This window comes from Streptosporangium sp. NPDC049248 (assembly GCF_040678965.1).
In the GTDB taxonomy this organism is placed as follows: Bacteria; Actinomycetota; Actinomycetes; order Streptosporangiales; family Streptosporangiaceae; genus Streptosporangium; species Streptosporangium fukuiense.
In genome coordinates, this window is record NZ_JBFAQY010000008.1 from 53,805 (window position 1) to 74,898 (window position 21,094).

General features: G+C 69.0%; 18 protein-coding genes and 1 tRNA gene. 16 read left to right on the forward strand and 3 right to left on the reverse strand.

Translation table 11 applies throughout. From position 1 onward, the window contains the following. Window positions 1-462: 462 nt before the first annotated feature. The 15 genes from mfd to AB0K21_RS17175 all read left to right on the forward strand — a co-directional run bounded on the left by mfd (window position 463) and on the right by AB0K21_RS17175 (window position 15,757). The gene (gene mfd, locus AB0K21_RS17105; RefSeq protein ID WP_343977856.1) at window positions 463-4,020 is read left to right on the forward strand and encodes a transcription-repair coupling factor; all 3,558 of its coding nucleotides are present in this window, start codon (window positions 463-465) and stop codon (window positions 4,018-4,020) included. Between the two features lie 26 nt (window positions 4,021-4,046). Next, window positions 4,047-4,694: a SurA N-terminal domain-containing protein gene (locus AB0K21_RS17110; protein ID WP_364150911.1), complete on the forward strand. Its 648-nt coding sequence runs from the start codon at window positions 4,047-4,049 to the stop codon at window positions 4,692-4,694. A 9-nt stretch (window positions 4,695-4,703) separates the two neighbouring features. Next, entirely contained in the window at window positions 4,704-5,645 is a 942-nt protein-coding gene (locus tag AB0K21_RS17115; RefSeq protein WP_364150914.1) for a MazG family protein, read from the forward strand. A 394-nt stretch (window positions 5,646-6,039) separates the two neighbouring features. Next, window positions 6,040-7,317 carry a phosphopyruvate hydratase gene (gene eno, locus AB0K21_RS17120; protein ID WP_343977846.1) on the forward strand — a complete coding sequence of 426 codons (1,278 nt, stop codon included), beginning with the start codon at window positions 6,040-6,042 and terminating at the stop codon, window positions 7,315-7,317. 195 nt (window positions 7,318-7,512) lie between these two features. Next, entirely contained in the window at window positions 7,513-7,923 is a 411-nt protein-coding gene (locus tag AB0K21_RS17125) for a septum formation initiator family protein (protein WP_343977843.1), read from the forward strand. Between the two features lie 40 nt (window positions 7,924-7,963). After that, complete coding sequence (locus AB0K21_RS17130; protein WP_364150918.1) at window positions 7,964-8,482, forward strand: DUF501 domain-containing protein; 519 nt, start codon at window positions 7,964-7,966, stop codon at window positions 8,480-8,482. After that, on the forward strand, window positions 8,479-9,438 hold the full coding sequence (locus AB0K21_RS17135; RefSeq protein WP_343977837.1) for a Ppx/GppA phosphatase family protein: 960 nt from the start codon (window positions 8,479-8,481) through the stop codon (window positions 9,436-9,438). Before AB0K21_RS17130 ends, AB0K21_RS17135 begins: the two co-directional genes overlap by 4 nt. A 232-nt stretch (window positions 9,439-9,670) precedes the next feature. Then, window positions 9,671-10,729 carry a hypothetical protein gene (locus tag AB0K21_RS17140; RefSeq protein ID WP_343977834.1) on the forward strand — a complete coding sequence of 353 codons (1,059 nt, stop codon included), beginning with the start codon at window positions 9,671-9,673 and terminating at the stop codon, window positions 10,727-10,729. 176 nt (window positions 10,730-10,905) lie between these two features. Continuing rightward, a complete protein-coding gene (locus AB0K21_RS17145; protein WP_364150922.1) occupies window positions 10,906-11,706 on the forward strand; it encodes a uracil-DNA glycosylase in 801 nt (266 codons plus the stop codon). Between the two features lie 171 nt (window positions 11,707-11,877). Continuing rightward, window positions 11,878-13,194 (forward strand): NAD(P)/FAD-dependent oxidoreductase, encoded by a 1,317-nt coding sequence (locus AB0K21_RS17150; RefSeq protein ID WP_343977827.1) that lies wholly within the window; start codon window positions 11,878-11,880, stop codon window positions 13,192-13,194. A gap of 173 nt (window positions 13,195-13,367) precedes the next feature. Continuing rightward, a tRNA-Leu gene (locus AB0K21_RS17155) sits at window positions 13,368-13,440 on the forward strand. 107 nt (window positions 13,441-13,547) lie between these two features. Next, window positions 13,548-13,931, forward strand: a complete 384-nt coding sequence (locus AB0K21_RS17160) for a helix-turn-helix domain-containing protein (protein ID WP_343977824.1) — start codon at window positions 13,548-13,550, stop codon at window positions 13,929-13,931. A gap of 147 nt (window positions 13,932-14,078) precedes the next feature. Next, complete coding sequence (locus AB0K21_RS17165; protein ID WP_343977821.1) at window positions 14,079-14,864, forward strand: Bax inhibitor-1/YccA family protein; 786 nt, start codon at window positions 14,079-14,081, stop codon at window positions 14,862-14,864. 185 nt (window positions 14,865-15,049) lie between these two features. Then, entirely contained in the window at window positions 15,050-15,277 is a 228-nt protein-coding gene (locus tag AB0K21_RS17170; RefSeq protein WP_030910989.1) for a DUF4287 domain-containing protein, read from the forward strand. A gap of 69 nt (window positions 15,278-15,346) precedes the next feature. Beyond that, entirely contained in the window at window positions 15,347-15,757 is a 411-nt protein-coding gene (locus AB0K21_RS17175) for a PPOX class F420-dependent oxidoreductase (protein ID WP_343977818.1), read from the forward strand. A 31-nt stretch (window positions 15,758-15,788) separates the two neighbouring features. On the opposite strand, the gene AB0K21_RS17180 is transcribed toward AB0K21_RS17175, so the two are convergent. The 3 genes from AB0K21_RS17180 to AB0K21_RS17190 all read right to left on the reverse strand — a co-directional run bounded on the left by AB0K21_RS17180 (window position 15,789) and on the right by AB0K21_RS17190 (window position 19,554). Then, window positions 15,789-17,009: an acetyl-CoA C-acetyltransferase gene (locus tag AB0K21_RS17180; protein ID WP_343977815.1), complete on the reverse strand. Its 1,221-nt coding sequence runs from the start codon at window positions 17,007-17,009 to the stop codon at window positions 15,789-15,791. 167 nt (window positions 17,010-17,176) lie between these two features. Next, window positions 17,177-18,520: a PQQ-binding-like beta-propeller repeat protein gene (locus AB0K21_RS17185; RefSeq protein ID WP_343977812.1), complete on the reverse strand. Its 1,344-nt coding sequence runs from the start codon at window positions 18,518-18,520 to the stop codon at window positions 17,177-17,179. 59 nt (window positions 18,521-18,579) lie between these two features. After that, window positions 18,580-19,554 (reverse strand): SGNH/GDSL hydrolase family protein, encoded by a 975-nt coding sequence (locus AB0K21_RS17190; protein WP_343977809.1) that lies wholly within the window; start codon window positions 19,552-19,554, stop codon window positions 18,580-18,582. 132 nt (window positions 19,555-19,686) lie between these two features. On the opposite strand from AB0K21_RS17190, the gene AB0K21_RS17195 reads away from it, so the two are divergent. Beyond that, window positions 19,687-21,057, forward strand: coding sequence for a cystathionine beta-synthase (locus tag AB0K21_RS17195; RefSeq protein ID WP_343977806.1), 1,371 nt, complete (start codon window positions 19,687-19,689; stop codon window positions 21,055-21,057). Window positions 21,058-21,094: the final 37 nt, after the last annotated feature.

Here is a 21,094-nt window from a genome sequence, read left to right on the forward strand (position 1 = left end):
CTCGTCGAGGAAGGCCGCTCGTACCTCGCGACCTCCCTCTCCTCAGTCCAGTCGCCGGCGCGGCCTCACGGCCCCGCTCTCCTCAGTCCAGTCGCCGGCGCGGCCTCACGGGTAGTCCCTCAAGGACAGGAGCATGAGGCACGTCCTCGGGGTGATTCTTGAGGTGGGAGAACGGTGCGTCCCTTCTCCTGGTCCGGTCTCCGGCGCGGCCTCACGGGTCGTTGGCGACGCGGGCACGTTGCGGTTCGGCCGCTGGAATCCGGCTCCCTCCCTCGTCGCTCATCTGCTTCGCTCCTTCACTCCTCGGGCCAGTCGCCGGCGCGGTCTTATGGGGTGCGGGCGGTCCCGGGCGCCCGAAGGCCGGAGCACCGGCCCGCAATTCGGTAGCCTTGACCAGGTACCCCCCGTGTCCGTACGGCTCGGGGCTGTCGTGTTGCCGTCGTGGGGCTGTGGGCGAATCTGATGAGTCTTTCCGGACTTCTGGACCTTGTCGCCGGGGAGCCTGAGCTGGCTTCCCTTCTTCGGGATGTGCGCGAGGGCGACTCGTCCGACGTGTCGCTGGTCGCGCCGCCGGCGCTCCGCCCCTTCGCGGTGGCCGCGCTGGCCAGGGAGGGCGCGGAGAGGGCGGCCAGGACCGTCCTCGCGGTGACCGCGACCGGCCGCGAGGCCGAGGATCTCGCCTCGGCCCTCACCAGCCTCCTGGACGAGAGCACCGTCGCGGTCTTCCCCGCCTGGGAGACGCTCCCGCACGAGCGCCTGTCGCCGCGCAGCGACACCGTGGGCCAGCGCCTGGCGGTGCTGCGCAGGCTGGCCCACCCGGTCGAGGGCGACCTCTCGGCCGGTCCGCTGCACGTGGTGGTCGCACCGATCAGGGCGCTGCTCCAGCCGATCGTGCGCGGCCTGGGCGACCTGCGGCCGGTGCGGCTGCGCGCCGGGGACGACGCCGACCTCGACGGCGTCGTCCACAGCCTGGTGGAGAACGGCTATCACCGGGTCGACATGGTGGAGAAGCGCGGGGAGGTCGCGGTCAGGGGCGGGCTGCTCGACGTCTTCCCGCCGACCCAGGAGCACCCGCTCCGGCTGGAGTTCTGGGGCGACACCGTCGAGGAGATCCGCTGGTTCAAGGTCGCCGACCAGCGCTCGCTGGAGGTGGCCGAGGACGGGCTGTTCGCCGCCCCCTGCCGGGAGCTGCTGCTGACCGCCGAGGTCAGGGAGAGGGCGAGGGAACTCGCCGAGACGCACCCCTCGCTGGCCGAGATCCTGGAGCAGCTGGCCGAGGGCGTGCCGATGGAGGGCATGGAGGCGTTCGCGCCTGTGCTCGCCGGGGAGATGGACCTGCTCGTCGACCACCTGGGGGAACGAGCGGCGATCTTCGTGTGCGACCCGGAGCGCATTCGCGGGCGCGCGGACGAGCTGGTGCGGACCAGCCAGGAGTTCCTGGAGGCGTCCTGGATCAACGCGGCCTCCGGCGGCGAGGCGCCGATCGACCTGGGCGGGGCGGCCTTCCGCACCCTGGAGGAGATCCGCGACCACGTGCGGCGGCTCGGCCAGCCCTGGTGGTCGCTCGCGCCGTTCGGTGTCGAAGGCGAGGGTGACGGTGCCCAGGGCGGCGGGCCGGACGGCGGGCTGGTGCTGAGGGCGCGCGAGGCGGAGGCGTACCGGGGCGACACCCAGCGGGCGCTGTCGGACATCAAGGGCTGGCTCGACTCCGAGCGGGTGGTCGTCCTGCTGAGCGAGGGCCACGGCCCCGCCGAGCGCATGGTCGAGCTGCTCAAGGGCGTCGACCTGCCCGCGCGCCTGGAGCCGGGCCTTGAGCGGATCCCCGACTCCAAGGTCGTCCACGTCACCACCGGCCTGATCGAGCACGGGTTCGTCACCCCGTCACTGGCCGTGCTGACCCACCTCGACCTGGTCGGCCAGAAGGCCTCGACCAAGGACATGCGGCGGTTGCCGTCCCGGCGCCGCAACATGGTCGATCCGCTCCAGCTCAAGGTCGGCGACAACGTCGTGCACGAGCAGCACGGCGTGGGCCGCTACGTCGAGATGGTGCAGCGCACCGTACAGGGCGCCACCCGTGAGTACCTGGTGATCGAGTACGCCAGGGGCGACCGGCTCTACGTGCCGACCGACCAGCTCGACGAGGTCACCCGCTACGTCGGTGGCGAGTCGCCCACCCTCAACCGGATGGGCGGTGCCGACTGGGCCAAGGCCAAGACCAAGGCCAAGAAGGCGGTCAAGGAGATCGCCGGGGAGCTGATCCGCCTGTACTCCGCCCGGATGGCCTCGCCGGGACACGCCTTCGCGCCCGACAGCCCGTGGCAGCGCGAGATGGAGGACGCCTTCCCCTACGCCGAGACCGGTGACCAGCTTGAGGCCATCGACGAGGTCAAGCGCGACATGGAGCGCCCGATCCCGATGGACCGGCTGATCTGCGGCGACGTGGGCTACGGCAAGACCGAGATCGCGGTGCGGGCGGCGTTCAAGGCGGTGCAGGACGGCAAGCAGGTGGCCGTCCTGGTGCCGACCACGCTGCTGGTGCAGCAGCACATGTCGACCTTCGCCGAGCGGTTCTCCGGATTCCCGCTCAACGTCAGGCCGATGTCGCGGTTCCAGAGCGACGGCGAGGTCTCCGCGACCCTGGAGGGGCTGCGCGAGGGCTCGGTCGACGTGGTGATCGGCACGCACCGGCTGTTCTCGTCCGAGGTCAGGTTCAAGCAGCTCGGCCTGATCATCATCGACGAGGAGCAGCGGTTCGGCGTCGAGCACAAGGAGGCCATGAAGCACATGCGCACCCAGGTCGACGTGCTGGCCATGTCCGCGACCCCGATCCCCCGCACGCTGGAGATGGGGCTCACCGGCATCAGGGAGATGTCCACGATCCTCACCCCGCCCGAGGAGCGGCACCCGATCCTCACCTTCGTCGGCCCGTACGACGAGAAGCAGATCGGTGCCGCGGTCCGACGCGAGCTGATGCGCGACGGCCAGGTCTTCTTCGTCCACAACCGGGTGGCCAGCATCAACAAGGTCGCGGCCATGTTGCGTGAGCTCGTGCCCGAGGCCAGGATCGCCGTCGCGCACGGCCAGATGCAGGAGCACCAGCTGGAAAAGATCATGGTGGGCTTCTGGGAGCGCGACTTCGACGTGCTCGTCTGCACCACGATCGTCGAGTCGGGCCTGGACGTGCCCAACGCCAACACCCTGATCGTCGACCGGGCCGACAACTACGGCCTCTCCCAGCTCCACCAGCTGCGCGGCCGGGTCGGCCGGGGCCGCGAGCGCGGCTACGCCTACTTCCTGTACCCGCCGGAGAAGCCGCTCACCGAGACCGCCCACGAGCGCCTGGCCACCATCTCCCAGCACACCGAGATGGGCGCGGGCATGTACGTGGCGATGAAGGACCTGGAGATCCGTGGCGCCGGCAACATCCTGGGCGCCGAGCAGTCGGGCTTCATCGCAGGCGTCGGCTTCGACCTGTACGTGCGGATGATGGCCGAGGCGGTGCAGGAGCAGAAGGCCAAGCTGGCCGGCACCTACCAGGAGGACGAGCGGCCCGACGTCAAGGTCGAGTTGCCGATCAACGCCCACATCCCGCACGACTACGTCACCTCCGAGCGACTGCGGCTGGAGGCGTACAAGCGGATCGCCGCGATCGGTTCCGACTCCGACATCGGCGCGGTGCGCGACGAGCTCGTCGACCGGTACGGACGGCCGCCCCAGCAGGTGGAGAACCTGCTGGAGGTCGCCCGCTTCCGGATTCGCGCCCGCCGCGCCGGGCTCACCGACGTCACCCTGCAGGGCCAGAACATCAAGTTCGCGCCGGTCGAGCTGAAGGACTCCCAGCAGGTCCGGCTCCAGAGGCTGTACCCGAAGGCACTGCTGAAGCAGGCGGCCGGTACGTTGCTGGTGCCCGTACCCAAGACCAGGCCCCTGGGCGGCCAGCCGCTGCGCGATCTGGACCTGCTCAAGTGGTGCGGCGATCTCGTCGAGGCGATGTTCCTCGAAACCGCGCGGGTAGAGTAAGCACGTTTGTCGTGAAGGGAACGCATGTGAAGTCGACCCGAGTGCGCGTCATCCTGGCGGTCGCCGCCGCCGGTGTCGCGTTGACCGCCTGCTCTCCGAACCAGATCGGCGCCGCCGCCGTCGTGGGTGGAGAGCGGATCAGCTCCAGCGAGCTGAACAGGAACGTCCGCGAGTACGAGGAGGCGCTGGCCAAGGCGGGCGTCTCCGCCTCGCAACTGCAGTTCCAGGACAGCGTCTCGCAGCTCGTGCTCTTCCAGCTGGCCAATGCCAAGCAGTACACGAAGGTCGCGGAGAGCAAGGGCATCACGGTCACCGACGGCGAGATCGACCAGGTGATCGCGGGCCAGGGCGGTCAGGAGAAGTTCGAGCAGCAGATGCTCCAGCAGGCGGTGGCCCCCTCGCACGCACGCGAGTTCATGAGGTCGCAGGTGCTGATCAGCAAGCTCGTCACCAAGTACGGCGGCGGCACCGACGAGGCGGCCGTCCAGCGCGGCCAGCAGCAGGCGATCAAGGACCTGCAGGCCGTGCCGATCACCTGGAACCCGCGTTACGGCCAGCTCAACCAGCAGCGGAGCCAGGAGCAGCCGAGTGTCTTCGTCGACGCCGGCCGTTTCGGTGCCGCCGGGGCTTCCGCCGCCCCTGCCGCCGAGCAGCCCGAGACTCCGCAGCAGTAACCTCCGGGCATGTCGCTGATCATCGTCACCACTTCGCCCCGGGTCGCCCCGGGGCTGCTCAGCCATCGCGCCTGGCAGGTTCTCGGACAGGGCCCGGTCCGCACCGGGGCCGCTGACCATCCGCACCTGCCGTACCTGGCGGAGGCCGGGATCGACGTCGAGGTGGTCACCTGCGACCCCGCCGCGCTGGTCCGTGAGGCGGCGGCGGCGACGGTCGTGTGGCTGGAGGCCGACGAGGCGCTGATGCGCTCCATCGGCCACGCCGCCGTGGCACTGGAGGACCCGCCGGTGATCGAGGTCGTCCCCGGCTCGTACGACCTGCCGGGCGCGCGGCTGCTCGACCTGGTCTCGGTGATGGACCGGCTGCGGGTCGAATGCCCGTGGGACGCCCGGCAGACCCACGAGTCCCTGGCCCCGTACCTCATCGAGGAGGCCTACGAGGTGCTGGAGACCATCGAGGAGGGCGACCATGAGGCCCTGCGTGAGGAGCTGGGCGACCTGCTCCTCCAGGTGGCCTTTCACGCGCGGGTCGCCCGCGAGCGGCCGGACGGGTTCGATGTCGACGACGTGGCCGACGGGATCGTCGCCAAGCTCATCCGCCGCCACCCGCACGTCTTCGCCGGCACCCGGGTGGAGGGCGCGGGCGAGGTCAGTGCCAACTGGGAGACCATCAAGGCGGCCGAGCGCGCGGCCAAGAGCGGCGGCGATCCGGGTTCGGCGGTCGACGGCGTCCCGATGGGCCAGCCCGCGCTCTCCCTCGTCGCGCAGCTCCTGCGCCGCGCCGAGCGTGCCGGCGCCCCGGCGGGCCTTCCCGAGGGGGTGCCCGCCGACGGCCTGGGAGCGAAGCTCTTCGAGCTCGTACGGCAGGGGCACGCGGCCGGTCTCGACCCCGAGGCCGAGTTGCGCGCCGTCGCCCGCGCCTACCGGCGGGCTATCGGCGACGCGAGTTGATTGCGACGCTGCGCGTCGCGGTTCGGACCTGCCTACAGCGACGCTAACGCGTCGCGGTGAGGCCGCTCTTGTCCGGCTCCTTCCCTCGTCGAGCGGGGCCGTTCGTTCCTCACGACCCCGCTCTCCTCAGTCCAGTCCCCGGCGCGGCCTCACGGGGAGTCCCCCAAGGAAGGGCATGGGGTACGTCCTCAGGGGCTCCTTGGGATGGTCTTCTCGGTTCAGTCTCCGGTGGGAGCTGAGTGTTGGGCGGGTCCTGGTGTCGGAGGTGGGGTGCCTTCGGGGCCTCGTACGGAAATTGCGCGAACATTGTTCGGCGGTGTCCCGGTCACCGTACTGGCATATAGATCTCGATAGGCTTCTGAAGCAAACTGTCCTGCGACTTTAGGAGCGCTTCGTGGCTTCCATCGAGGGCGTTACCGCCCGAGAGATCCTTGACTCCCGGGGTAACCCGACGGTCGAGGTCGACATCCTCCTGGACGACGGCAGCCAGGGGCGCGCCGCGGTTCCCAGTGGTGCGTCCACCGGCCAGTTCGAGGCCGTCGAGCTCCGTGACGGCGACGAGCGCTACGGCGGCAAGGGCGTGGAGAAGGCGGTCCTCGGCGTGACCGACGAGATCGCCGACGAGATCCTCGGGTTCGACGCCACCGAGCAGCGCAGCATTGACCAGATCATGATCGACCTGGACGCCACGCCCAACAAGGCACGTCTGGGCGCCAACGCGATCCTGGGTGTCTCGCTCGCCGTGGCCAAGGCCGCCGCGGACAGCGCCGAGCTGCCGCTCTTCCGCTACCTGGGCGGGCCGAACGCGCACCTGCTGCCCGTGCCGATGATGAACATCCTGAACGGCGGCGCGCACGCCGACACCAACGTCGACATCCAGGAATTCATGATCGCTCCGATCGGGGCGGAGACGTTCCGCGAGGCCGTGCGGATGGGCACCGAGGTCTACCACGCCCTCAAGGCGGTGCTGAAGGAGAAGGGCTACGCCACCGGTCTCGGCGACGAGGGCGGCTTCGCCCCGAACCTGCCCTCCAACCGTGACGCGCTCGACCTGATCCTGGTCGCCATCGAGAAGGCCGGGTACGTGCCCGGCGAGGACGTCGCGCTGGCCCTCGACGTGGCCGCCTCCGAGTTCCACACGGGCGGCGTCTACACCATCGACGGCAAGGGGCTGTCCGCCACCGAGCTGATCGCCTTCTACGAGGACCTGGTCGCGAACTATCCGCTGGTCTCCATCGAGGACCCGCTGGACGAGAGCGACTGGGAGGGCTGGAACGCCATCACCCGTGCCCTCGGCGACAAGGTCCAGCTGGTCGGCGACGACCTGTTCGTGACCAACCCCGAGCGCCTGGCCCGCGGCATCGCCGAGGGCACCGCCAACGCGCTGCTGGTCAAGGTCAACCAGATCGGCACCCTGACCGAGACCCTCGACGCGGTGGACCTGGCCCACCGCAGCGGTTACCGCTGCATGATGAGCCACCGCTCCGGCGAGACCGAGGACACCACGATCGCCGACCTCGCCGTGGCCACCAACTGCGGCCAGATCAAGACCGGTGCCCCGGCCCGCTCCGACCGGGTGGCCAAGTACAACCAGTTGCTCCGCATCGAGGAGCTTTTGGACGACGCGGCCCGTTACGCGGGTCGGGCGGCCTTCCCGCGTTTCCGGCGATAGTTTCTTCTGGCGGCTCGCACCCGTTCCGAGCGCGGGCCGCACTTCGGGAACGCCGGCCGCGGTCCGGCGTTCCCGAGGTGCGAAGATCGGCGATCGCCGGTGTCGGAGCCGCTGCGCGGGGCACGGTGGACACAGAGCACGACGGACGGGGCACGACGGACGGGGCCGCGAGAACGTGGGGACGAGGAGGGGCGCATGGCGACACGGCCGCAGTTGACGGGACGGGCCGCGGTCCTCGCGATCGTGGTGTGCGCGATCGCCATGAGCCTCGCCTACCCCATCAGGGAGTACGTCGCACAGCGCCGCCAGATCGCCCAGCTGGAGCAGGACAAGGCCAGGGAGATCGCCGCGATCAAAGCCCTGGACGACCGCCACAAGCAGCTCCTGGACCCCGGTTTCATCAAACGGCAGGGCAGGGAGCGGCTCTTCTACTGCGACCCCGGCCAGAAGTGCTACGTCGTCATGGGCGAGTCGCCCGCGCCGGGCAGGAACACGGTCGGTGAGCGGAAGGCCGTCGCCAGACCACCGTGGTACGAAACGCTGTGGGACTCGGTCAAGGCCGCCGACAGCGGCACCGGGCAGAAGGCGGCGAAGGCCGCCGGGTGACGCCGATACCCTGGTTGTCATCTTCTTGGGGGTGTCACGAATGGTTGATGACCGCGACGTGGCGGCGGTGGAGCGACAGCTCGGCCGGGCGCCGCGAGGACTGCGGGGGGTGGCGCACCGCTGCCCGTGCGGGCTGCCCGACGTCGTCGAGACCGCGCCGAGACTGCCCGACGGATCGCCCTTCCCGACCCTGTTCTATCTCACGTGCCCCAGGGCCGCCTCGGCCATCGGTACGCTGGAGACCTCGGGGATGATGCGGGAGATGCAGGCCAGGCTCGCCGACGACCCGGAGCTGGCCGAGGCGTACCGGGCCGCCCACGAGGACTACCTGGCGCGCCGTGACGCCGCGGCCGCCGAGGACGGCCTGGAGCCGCTGCCCCGTGACATGCAGAGCACCGGGGGCATGCCCACCCGGGTCAAATGCCTGCACGCCCTGGTCGGGCACGAGCTCGCGGTGCCGGGGAGCAACCCCTTCGGCCATGAGGCCCTTGACGCGCTCGGCGATTGGTGGGCCGCCGGGCCGTGTGTGGACGTCGAAGACGTAGAGGAGAGCAAGTGATCCGCGTCGCCGCGATCGACTGCGGTACCAACTCCGTCCGCCTGCTCATCGCCGAGGTCGGCAGGGACAGGCTGATCGACGTCGAGCGCCGAATGGAGATCGTCCGGCTGGGGCAGGGGGTCGACGAGACCGGCAGGCTGGCGGCGGACGCCCTGGAGCGCACGTTCACCGCCATGCGCGGCTATGCCGAGCTCATCGACCGGCACGCGGCCGCCTCGGTCCGCGTGGTCGCCACCAGCGCGACGAGGGACGCCGCCAACCGGCAGGACTTCGTGGACGGCGTACGCGAGATCTTCGGCGTCGAGCCCGAGGTGATCACGGGCGTCGAGGAGGCGGAGCTGTCGTTCGTCGGGGCCACCCGCGAGCTGGTGCGCTTCTCGCCCGAGACGGGACTGCCCGCACCGGAAGGCACTCGCCCCCCGTATCTCGTGGTCGACATCGGCGGCGGCTCGACCGAGTTCGTGCTCGGCTCGACGCATGTGGAGGCCGCGTTCTCCGTCGACATCGGGTGTGTCCGGCTGACCGAGCGTCACCTGCGCGGCGCGGGTGACCCGCCGTCGGCGGAGGCGATCGAGGCGATGACCGCCGACATCGACGACGCGCTCGACCGGGTCGCGGCCGAGGTGCCGGTGGAACGGGCGTTGACGCTGGTCGGGCTTGCCGGTTCGGTCACCACGGTCGCCGGAGTAGCGCTCGAACTATCCGAATATGACTCGCAGAAAATTCATCATTCGCGAATTACCGCAGGTCAGGTGCATGACATTGCCGGCAGATTGCTCGGAATGACCGTCGGGCAGCGGGCGGAGATTCCCGTCATGCACCCCGGCAGGGTCGACGTGATCGGGGCGGGCGCGCTCATCCTCGACCGGATAGTGACCCGTTACGGTTTCGGTGATGTGGTCGCCAGCGAGCGCGACATCCTCGATGGCATCGCGTGGTCCGCAGCCACGTCATAACAAGACCTAGACAATTCACCCGTTTAGGGAGTATTGAGGAAAGCTTCCCGTTTATGGTTAGGTAAAGAAGCTTTAGTGGGACTTTGCCGTGGGCCCGGCACAGCTTGTTGTCGGGGCGGCAACCGTCTCCAGGGCGAATCTTGCTTCCCAACGAACGGAGCATCCCCTCATGAAGTCCGGACTAGCAAGAAAGCTAGCCGCAGCAGGAGCCGGCGCGGCCATGCTGGCAACCATGGCAGTAGGCATGCTGGCCACGCCCGCAGCGGCGGCCAGTGGATCGGGTCAGGCGGTCTCGGCCGCCGCCAAGCCGAAGCCGAAGCCCGCGGTGTGGGCGGGCACTCCCAAGGCGTCTCCCTCGAAGTACGAGGGTGAGTGCCCGGTCAAGGTGACCTTCTCCTCGAAGATCAAGGTGAAGGCCGTCAAGGCCAAGACCACCGTCGCCTACCGGTGGTTGCGCGGAGACGGGTCCAAGGGCAAGGTCCAGACCTTCACCTTCCGCGGCAAGGGCGTCAAGAGCTTCACCGTCAAGGAGAAGGCGACCTTCAAGGGCGACGTCAAGGGCTGGCAGGCCATCCAGCTCCTGGCTCCGCGTGCCGCCACCTCCGCGAAGGGCCGCTTCTCGGTCTCCTGTGGCGCCGGTGAGGACGACTACGAGGTCGTCAGGCCCGGTGTCGGTGCGCAGGTGTGGGTCGACGAGGGCAACTGCGAGGCTGCCCTGATCGGCCGCATCACCACCTCCGACTCCCGCTGGGTGCGTTACCAGTGGGTCGTCAACGGCCGCGTCGTCGACCGTGACGCCGTTCACGTCAACGGCTCGCGCAAGGTCTACCACGTGATCAAGCCCCGTGACGACTTCAGGGGCTGGGCCGAGCTGGAGATCCTCAGCCCGGTCGGGACCTCGTCCAACCGCGCCTACTTCAAGATCTGGTGCAAGGACACGTCGCCGAAGGTGTCGGTCTCGGCCTACGCCCCGGCCGACTACGCCGGCACCTGCCCGGCGGCCCGTACGTTCACCGGCACGATCAGCGTCTCGCACCTCCGTGGCGCCGTGAAGTACCGCTGGATCCGCGACGGTGTCGCGGGCGACTGGCAGAGTGTCTACTTCGGCGGTCACGGTCCGCAGAGCCAGAGCGTGACCGACACCTGGACCGCCTCGGCGTCCGGTGAGGCCAAGCGCGCGATCGAGATCTACGGTGGCCCGACGAGTGGCACCGCGGTGGGCAAGGTCACCTGCGTGCCCCCTCCCACCCCGACCCCCACTCCTACCCCCGCCGCGAGTCTTCCCGCCTGATGGCCTGACAGTCGCGACAGCATGCCCGGCGACTGACGCCGGAACGTGTCCGGAGTGAAACAGGCGGCGTCCGCACCCAGCGGGCGCCGCCTGTCGCCTTTTCTCCCCGGCCACCCCGCGGAAGGCGAGCGGCCCGATGTGCTCCGCGGTCTCCCGCATCGGGCACCATCAAACTCATGACCTGTGTTCCTCCAGGATCCGGCTGGCCCGGTGATCCCGCCCAGCCCGACACCCCCGTCGCCCACGACCCCGCCGAGGTGCGCGAGCTCGCGGAGAAGAGCGGTACCCTCGCTGAGCTCACGGCCGCGCAGTCGGTCTGCAGGGCCTGTCCGCGCCTGGTCGAGTGGCGCGAGGAGGTGGCGACGGTCAAGAGACGGGCGTTCGCCGAGGAGACCTACTGGGGCCGGCCCATCGCCGGATGGGGCGCGGAGCGGCCCGAGATCCTGATCGTCGGACTGGCCCCGGCGGCGCACGGCGGCAACAGGACCGGGAGGATCTTCACCGGCGACCGCAGTGGTGACTGGCTGTTCGCCTCGCTGTACCGGACGGGGCTGGCCGTACAGGAGACCAGCCTGCACGCGGGCGACGGGCAGCGGCTCGTCGGCGCGCGGATGGTGGCGGCGGTCCGGTGCGCTCCGCCCGCGAACCGGCCAGAGCCGACCGAGCGGGCCACCTGCTTCCCCTGGCTGGCCCGTGAGGTCGCCCTGATCTCGGCGGACCTACGGGTGATCGTCGCGCTGGGAGGCTTCGCCTGGCAGGCGATCTGGCCCGCGCTGAAGGACGCCGGGTACGCCCTGCCCCGGCCGAGGCCGGCCTTCGGGCACGGCGCCGAAGTGGAGATCACCTCCCCCGGGGGAAGCCCCGTACACCTTCTCGGCTGCTACCACCCCAGCCAGCAGAACACCTTCACCGGCCGGGTGACCGCGCCGATGCTCGACGAGCTTTTCACCAGGGCGAACGCGCTCCGCAACTTGTGAAATCAATCACAACCAGAAGATCGGCAGGAATTTTCACGAGAAGAGGGGATGTTTCTAACCGTCGGCAGAAATTTCGGATAGGTTGCCAGGCTTGTGGCTGGCGCGACCGGGGCCGCGCACGTATGCTTGTGAAAGCTTTCACAAGCCTCGAGACTTAAGGAAGGCGTCGAAGTGGACCGCAACTCCAAGCACATCGTGGTGATCGGTGGAGGCTACGTCGGCCTTTACACCGTGCTGCGCCTGCAGCACACGCTCCGCAAGGAACTGCGCGAAGGAAGCGTGCGAATCACTGTTCTCACCCCCGAGTCCCACATGACCTACCAGCCCTTCCTGCCCGAGGCGGCCGCCGGAAACCTCTCGCCCCGGCACGTGGTCGTCCCGCTCAGGCGCGTGCTCTCGAAGGCGACGATCCTCAACGGCAAGGTGACCAAGGTCAACCACGCCGCCAAGAGTCTCACCTTCGCGCCCAACGTCGGCACGGCGCACGAGATCGACTACGACATCGTGGTCATGGCCGCGGGCTCGATCTCCCGTACGCTCCCCATTCCGGGCCTGGCCGACGCCGCGATCGGTTTCAAGACCGTCGGCGAGGCGATCGCGCTGCGCAACCGGGTGCTCGAACTCCTCGACCGGGCCGAGAGCGACGACGACGAGGCCCTGCGCAAGCGGGCGCTGACGTTCGTCGTGGTCGGCGGCGGCTTCGCGGGTGTCGAGGCGCTCGCGGAGCTGGAGGACATGGCGGTCGACGCCACCCGCTACTACCGCAACATCTCCCGCGAGGACATGCGCTGGGTCCTCGTGGAGGCCACCGACCGCATCCTGCCCGAGGTGGGCCCCGAGATGGGCAAGTGGACCGCCGAGCAGCTGCGCGAGCGCGGCATCGAGGTCAAGATGAACACCCGCCTCGACTCCTGCGAGGGCGGCCTGGTCAAGCTCTCCGACGGCGACGAGTTCGAATCCGCCACCATCGTGTGGACCGCCGGGGTGAAGCCCAGCCCGGTCGTCAACGCCGGAGACCTGCCCCTCGACGAGCGTGGCCGGATCAAGACGAGCACCCGGCTGACCGTGGTCGGCGTCGAGGACGCCTACGCGGCCGGAGACGTGGCGGGCGTGCCCGACGTGACCAACCCGGGCCAGTACTGCGCGCCCAACGCCCAGCACGCCGTACGGCAGGCCAAGGTCCTCGCGGACAACATCACCCGCAGGCTCCACGGGAAGGAGCAGGTCGACTACCGGCACAGGTACGTCGGCTCCGTCGCGGGACTGGGCCTGCACAAGGGGGTCGCCAACGTCTACGGGATCAAGCTCCGCGGGCTTGCCGCGTGGTTCATGCACCGCACCTATCATCTGTCGCGGGTGCCCACGATCAACCGAAAGGTCCGGGTGACGGCCGACTGGACCCTGGCGCTCTTCTTCAAGCGCGAGACCGTCTCTCTCGGAGAGATCGAGGAGCCACGTACGGAGTTCCGCGCCGCGGCGACGACCTGAACCTCTCCGGGGGTGGACAGGAGTGTCCACCCCCGGATTCGTCGTTGCCGACGGTGTGCTATTTCTTGACCGGGTTCCCGAATCCAGGGCGGGTCCGTAGATTTGGAGCAGTGAGTCATGCGACGGTTGGCTTGAGCAGTTACGCATGAGTGTTCCGTTACGTATGATTAGGCGCCCCCGTAGCCCAATGGCAGAGGCAAACCCCTTAAAAGGGTTCGAGTGAGGGTTCGAGTCCCTCCGGGGGTACCGCATTGCCCATTCGACAATCGGTCCGTGACCAGTGCAAATGTGGTCGCGGGCCGATTTTTCTTACTACTTGGGATTCGACGGGGCCCTGGTATAAAATAGTAACCATGGGGAACGAGGCGAACCTGGAGCCGATGCTCCGGGCCAATGGGATCGCCCGGCAGGTGATCGATCACATCGGGGACAAGTGGTCCCTGCTGGTGATCGCGGCCCTGGGGTACGAGGCCCAGCGGTTCTCCCGGCTCAAGGCGCGGATCGAGGGGATCAACCAGCGCATGCTGACCCGGACGCTGCGGGCGCTGGAGCGCGACGGCATCGTCGAGCGCAACGTCTATCCGACCTCGCCGCCCAGGGTGGAATACGTGCTCACCCGGATCGGCCGTGACCTCTCGGTCACCGTGACCGGCCTCTGCGAGTGGGCGCGCCGCAACCTCGACGAGGTCGAGGCGTCGCAGCGCCTTTTCGACGAGAGATCGGCGAAGGAGATGTGAGGTCCGGGAACCAGACGCGCCAACCGTTCGTTGGCAACATCGGCGGTAGCCGTACGGTCACTTGAACAACATGGATATCAGCACGATACGGCCGTGTGACAACCGATCTAATACGCTGATCGCGTAGGTCGCAGCGTGGAGGCAGCGATGGAGAGCAAGAACCCCGTATTCAGTCGGCAGGCCAAGGGGCATCAGCAGGGATGGGGCATGCCGACCCCCACCCCTGACCAGCTTCAGGGAATGTACAACACGCCGTCATACGCGCCGCCCGCACAGCGGACGATGACGATCGACGACGTGGTCGTGCGTGGCTTCATCACGCTCGGCACGCTCGTTGTCTCGGCGGCGGTCGCCTGGGCGCTCAACCTCGGCATGGGCGCGGCGATCGTCGGCGTCATCGCCGGCCTGGTGCTGGCCCTGATCATCTCGTTCAAACAGAGCACCAACCCCGCGTTGATCCTCGGCTACTCGGTGGCGTACGGCGTCGCCATCGGCGTGATCAGCCATGTCTACAATGATCTGTACAGCGGCATCGTCTTCCAGGCGGTGGTGGGTACGGCTCTGGCGTTCGGCGCCATGCTGACGGTCTACTCGTTGCGCATCATCCGGGTGACGCCGAAGTTCACCAAGTTCGTGGTGGCCGCCGGGCTGGGACTGATGGGCCTCATGCTCATCAACCTGCTCGCCGGTTTCTTCATCGAGGACGGCATCGGCATCCGGGCCGGCGGCCCGCTGGCCTACGTGTTCAGCATCGCCACGATCCTCATCGGCTGCTTCTTCCTGCTTCTCGACTTCGACGAGGTCGAGCGCGGGGTGCGGGCCGGCGCCCCGGAGAAGTACTCGTGGCTGATGGCCTTCGGCCTGACCGTCACCCTGGTCTGGATCTACCTGGAGATCCTGCGCCTGCTGAGCTACTTCTCAAGTAGTGACTGACCGTGACGCCAGGAGGCCCCGCCGGATCCGATCCGGCGGGGCCTCCTTTTTTCTGAGCGGATGCGTGAGTGAACGGAAGGCAACGGGGGATAGACGAACCGCGACGAGAGAGAGTGTCTCGGGGCTTGCTATCTGCGCTTTCGTGATGCACTGTCGAGCAAAGGAGCCTATCCGTGGAGGTGCCCATGTCGTTGAACCACTCAATGGAGACGCAGAACAAGCTGATCGCAAGGGTTCCGGATATCACGGGACGCGCACTCCCCGAGTGGTTCCGAGCAATCGACAACGGTCCGTCGTTCCTTCGTTGCGATGAGCGCGCCACCTGGCTCGCGGACGAGCACGGGCTGTCCCACGGCTATGCCGCCGCCATAGTGCACGAGCACGAGCGGCACCGCCGTACCCGCCACCTGTAGTCGACCGTCTTCGCCAAGCCCGCGCCACCTTGGTGGTGCGGGCTCTGTCATGTGCGCCATGATGAGTTCATGGATCATGAGAAGGCGCGCGGATTCATCCGTGCCAACCACCGCGCGGTAATGCTGACCACGCATGCGGATGGGCGTCCGCAGCTCTCCCCGGTCACCGTGGGGCTCGACGCGGAAGGGAACCCGATCGTCAGCACCCGGGAGACCGCGGCCAAGGTTCGCAACCTGCGCAGGGACCCGAGACTCTCGCTCTGCGTGACCACCGACGCCTTCTTCGGCGAATGGATCCAGATCGACGGCACCGCGGAGATCATCTCGCTGCCCGAGGCGATGGAGACCCTGGTCTCCTACTACCGCGACATCTCAGGTGAGCACCCCGACTGGGACGACTACCGGGCCGCCATGGAGCGGGACCGACGGGTGATCGTGAAGATCACGATCACCCGTGCCGGCCCCGACGTCCACGGCTGACCGAGGCGTCGGGGCCGGTCCCGGCCCGGCCTCAGCTGAGGCGTTCCAGGACCATGGCCATGCCCTGGCCGCCGCCGACGCACATGGTCTCCAGCCCGATCGACCTGTCGTGGAAAGCGAGGCTGTTGATCAGGGTGGAGGTGATGCGGGCCCCGGTCATCCCGAAGGGATGGCCCACCGCGATGGCGCCGCCGTTGACGTTGAGCCTGTCGAGGTCGATGCCGAGTTCCTGGTAGGACGGGATGACCTGGGCGGCGAACGCCTCGTTGATCTCGACGAGGTCCACGTCGCCGATGGACATGCCCGCCCTGGCCAGGGCCTGCTTCGAGGCCTCTACCGGGCCCAGGCCCATGATCTCGGGGGACAGGCCGGTCACGCCGGTGGAGACGATCCGGGCGAGCGGGGTGATGCCGAGCTCGGCTGCCCTGGTGTCGCTCATCACGATCACCGCGGCGGCGCCGTCGTTCAGCGCGCAGCAGTTGCCCGCGGTGACCGTGCCGTCGGGCCGGAAGACCGGCTTGAGGGTCGAGACGGCCTCGTAGGTGGTGCCGGCGCGGGGGCCGTCGTCCTTGCTCACCACGGTTCCGTCGGGCAGGGTCACCGGGGTGATGTCCTTCTCCCAGAAGCCGTTGGCGATGGCCTTCTCCGCCAGGTTCTGGGACCGGACGCCGAACTCGTCCTGCTCCTGCCGGGAGACGCCCTTCAGCCCGGCGAGGTTCTCCGCGGTCTGGCCCATCGCCACGTAGATGTCGGGCAGCAGACCGTCCTCGCGCGGGTCGTGCCAGACCTCGCCGCCGCCCTCGGCGGCCCTGGCCGAACGGGTGCGGGCATCGTCGAACAGCGCGTTCTGCGTGTCGGGCAGCGAGTCCGAGTTGCCCTTGGCGAAGCGGGAGACGCACTCCACGCCCGCCGAGACGAACACGTCGCCCTCGCCCGCCCTGATCGCGTGCAGTGCCATCCGGGTGGTCTGCAGGGAGGACGAGCAGTAGCGGGTCACGGTGGTGCCCGGCACGCCGTCCAGGCCGAGCAGGGTGGCGACCACGCGGCCGATGTTGAAGCCTTGCTCGCCGCCCGGCAGGCCACAGCCCAGCATGAGGTCGTCGATCGTGGTCGGGTCGAGTTGGGGGACCTTGGCAAGCGCGGCCTGGATGATCTGTGCTGTCAGGTCATCGGGGCGGATCTCCTTGAGGGACCCCTTGAAGGCGCGTCCGATGGGCGAGCGCGCGGTCGCGACGATGACTGCCTCGGGCATGTGGCTCTCCTGGGTTCGTATCTGCTCCTCCAGCGGAGCGTACCGCGCGGTATGCCCAAAGCCACGCCCAGGGCGGCATTGAAACAGAACTTTGTACTGGATGCACAGGGTCCCGCCCGGAGACGGGGCCCTGTCGCGGGTCGACCGCCCCTCGCGGGCCGCGGATGTCAGCCGTACATGCCGGGCGAGGTGCCGTCGCCGTCCTTGATCCCGTGGAGGCCGCCCTTCTCGTCGCGCCACATCCGCCAGCCGTTCTGGCTGCCGGTGAACCAGGCGGGCGGGACGCCCGGGCCGGACACCCGCTTGCCGTCGGCCAGCCTGAACTCGCACAGCGAGGCCACCGAGTAGAACCCGGAGTTCTGGCCCTTGAGCGCGAGCGGTTTGGGATCGGTCACGCAGAAGGACCAGCCGTGCTCGTCCTTGACGTCGGCGTTGCGGCCGGTGGCAAGGTCGAACGCGTTGCCCGGCTTGTCGTGTCGCAGGAAACCGACCTTCTCCATCCGGGTCGGGAAGGCAAGCCACCAACCGGACTCGGGAACCTGCTCGGCGGAGATCTGGCCGAGCACCCGGCCGCTGTCGGCCTCCAGTCGGGCGAACCCGCCGTACTGGCCCTCCTGGTCGACCGGGCGGACCACCGGTGCGAAGCCGGGGCTGCCGCTGGGATAGACGCGGACCACCGACGGGCGCATCCAGTTGACGGTGCCGTCGGCGAGCTTGACGGAGAACAGGCCGAAGGCGGAGACCTTGCTCGTCTTCGGGTTGGTGTAGGGGGCGACGTACCCGACGAGGTTTCCCGTCGTCGCGCCGAAGGACCAGCCGCCCGACAGGTCGACCCCGGAGCCGAGGGCCTGCTCGACGGGGGCCCGCCAGATGACCTTGCCGGTCCTCAGGTCGTGCGACTCCAGGACGGGATGGCGGGCGAGGCGGAGGAAGACCACGCGGGAGGTGTCGGACCACTCGACCTCGGCGATGCCGGGGAGCTTCCGCACGATCCTGCCGGTGACCGGATCGAGCACGACGACGCGGGCGCTCGCGAGCGCGGTGTGCTCGGACACGCACACGAAGGTTCCGCACCGCTGGGGGCCGAAGGTGGAGTGCACCGGGCGGCTCCACCTGCGAGTTCCGGTTCTGGCGTCGAGGCCGACGAGCGTGGCCTTCCAGCGCCCCCGCCTGGCGGGGTCGACCGTCACCGCGACGGTCTGCCCGGTGGCGGTCTCGACGATCGCGGGAGCGGGCACCCCCATCCCCGGCAGGCGGCCGGCCATGGTCGAGGGGTGGGACCACAGTTTCCTGCCGGTGGCGAGGTCGACGGCCACCGCCTCAAGCGTGCCGTCCGGCTTCATGGAGGTCGCCATGGCGACGCCATCGGCGACGGTGGTGCGGCTGACCACGTTCACCTCGGTGTTGTGCCAGGTGGGATGGTCGGGGGTGGCCGCTTCACTGCCGGAGCAGCCGCCCAGGGTCAGAGCTCCGGCGAGCACCAGGGCCGGTTTCGCGAGGGGCCGGATCACGGGTATTCCACTCCAATGCGGGCGAGGCGTTACGGCTTCGCGGCGGAGGGTGACCGTGTTCAGGCGCGGTCGGGTCGCTTTCCGGGCCTCCGGCCGAGCAAGGTCACCCATCGTCCCTGGGGTCCGGTCGCTCGACCGGCGACACGGGTCGCGGAGACCTCGGCGCCGGGCTCCTCCGCGGCCTTGGCCGCCGCGAGGTAGATCGACTCAGCACGCTGGACGCGAGGTTCGGGCCACAACTCCAACGCACTGCATACGGAAGGTAGCACTGCGTAAGCTGTCTGGAGATAGCCTTGGCTAGATGGGTGATAACGATCAAGGCCGAACATCTCCGCCGGGTTCATGTCGAACTCCGGCCCCAGCAGGTCCGCGAAGGCCACGGTCCGCCCGCCCGCCTCGACCACGGCGACGGTCTGCGCGGCGGCCAGTTGGCGGCTCCATCGCCTGGTCATCCAGCGCAGCGGCTGCGCGATCGGCCTGACCGTGCCGAGGTCGGGACAGGTGCCCACGACCACCTCGGCCCCCGCCTCCCGCAGCCTCCGGACCGCTTTCTGCAGGTGCCGTACGGCCTGGGCCGGTACGGCCTGCGAGGTGACGTCGTTGGCGCCGATGAAAACGACCGCGATCTCGGGCCGGGCCTTGAGCGCCTCGTCGACCTGGTCGCCCAGCTCCGCGGAGGTCGCCCCCGACCTGCCCACCACGGTCAGCCGTACCGGCCGCTCGGCGATCACGGCCAGCCCGTTGGCGATCAGCACGGCGGGTGTCTCCGCGGGGTTCGTGGTGCCCAGGCCGACGGAGGTGGAGTCGCCGAGCATGGCCATCCGGATCGGCTCGCCGCCGAAGGCCCCGTACACGCCGTCAGAAGGCGGTCCGTCCATGCCGTGCGGCCGGCCGACCGCACGGCGGGCCACCATCGCCTCGGCCAGCAGCAGCCCGTAGGTCGCCGCACCGAGCACGGTGACGCCTCCCCCTCCCAGCGCGGCCGCCGCGGCGATGCGACGGGCGGCTCGCGCCGTCCCGGGTGTCCAGATCACGTGACGTTGCTCCCTCCGTACGGGGCGGTAGCGTTGCCTTTGAAACATGGTCGAGGTCCCGCCACCCCCATGGGATCACGGCGATCAACACAACAAGCTGACAGAGCTTTGGTATTTCGAGGTGATATCCCGGTGCGCGTACATGACTCGCTCGTCGAACTGATGGGCAACACCCCTCTCGTCCGGCTGCAGAAGGTGACGGAGGGTGTTTCCGCCCAGGTGCTGGCGAAGGTGGAGTATTTCAACCCAGGCGGTTCGGTGAAGGACCGCATCGCGGTGCGGATGATCGACGCCGCCGAGAAGTCGGGCGAGTTGCGGCCGGGGGGCACGATCGTGGAGCCCACCTCGGGCAACACCGGAATCGGCCTGGCCATCGTGGCGCAGCAGCGGGGTTACAAGTGCCTGTTCGTGGTGCCGGACAAGGTGGCCCAGGACAAGATCGCGGTGTTGCGCGCCTACGGTGCCGAGGTCGTGGTCTGCCCGACGGCGGTCTCTCCCGATCACCCCGACTCCTACTACTCCGTCTCCGACCGGCTGGCCAAGGAGACGCCGAACGCCTGGAAGCCGGACCAGTACTCCAACCCGAACAACCCGGAGAGTCACTACCACTCCACGGGCCCGGAGATCTGGGAGCAGACCGAGGGCCGGATCACCCACTTCGTGGCGGGCGTCGGCACCGGTGGCACGATCAGCGGCACCGGCCGCTACCTCAAGGAGGTCTCCGGCGGCCGGGTTAAGATCATCGGTGCCGATCCGGAGGGTTCGGTCTACTCCGGCGGCACCGGGCGGCCGTACCTGGTGGAGGGCGTCGGCGAGGACATCTGGCCGGCCACCTACGACACCACGATCTGCGACGAGATCATCGCGGTCTCCGACAAGGACTCCTTCGGCATGACCCGCCGCCTGGCCCGCGAGGAGGCGCTCCTGGTGGGCGGCTCCTGCGGGATGGCGACGGTGGCGGCGCTGCGGGTGGCCTCGCAGGCCGGCCCGGACGACGTGGTCGTGGTGCTGCTGCCCGACGGTGGCCGCGGCTACCTTTCGAAGATCTTCAACGACGAGTGGATGGCCGACTACGGCTTCCTGACCACCTACAGCGACGAGGGCCTGGTCAAGGACGTGCTGACCCGGAAGAACTCCGGTATGCCGGAGTTCGTGCACACCCATCCGTACGAGTCGGTCGACACGGCCATCTCGATCATGCGCGAGTACGGCGTGTCGCAGCTTCCGGTGATGAAGGAGGAGCCGCCGGTCATGGCCGCCGAAGTGGTCGGCTCGATCCTGGAGCGAGACCTGCTGGACGCCCTTTACCGCGGCCGGGTGCGGCCGACCGACCCGCTGGCGGCCCACATGTCGCAGCCGCTGCCTACGATCGGCGCGGGGGAGCCGGTCTCCATCGCCGTCGATGCGCTGGAGAAGGCCGACGCCGCGGTCGTCCTCGACAACGGCAAGCCCGTCGGGCTGCTCACCCGCCAGGACCTGCTGGCCTTCCTCGCCAACCACTGAGCTCGCCGACCGCTGAGACCACCCGAATGCCGGCCGG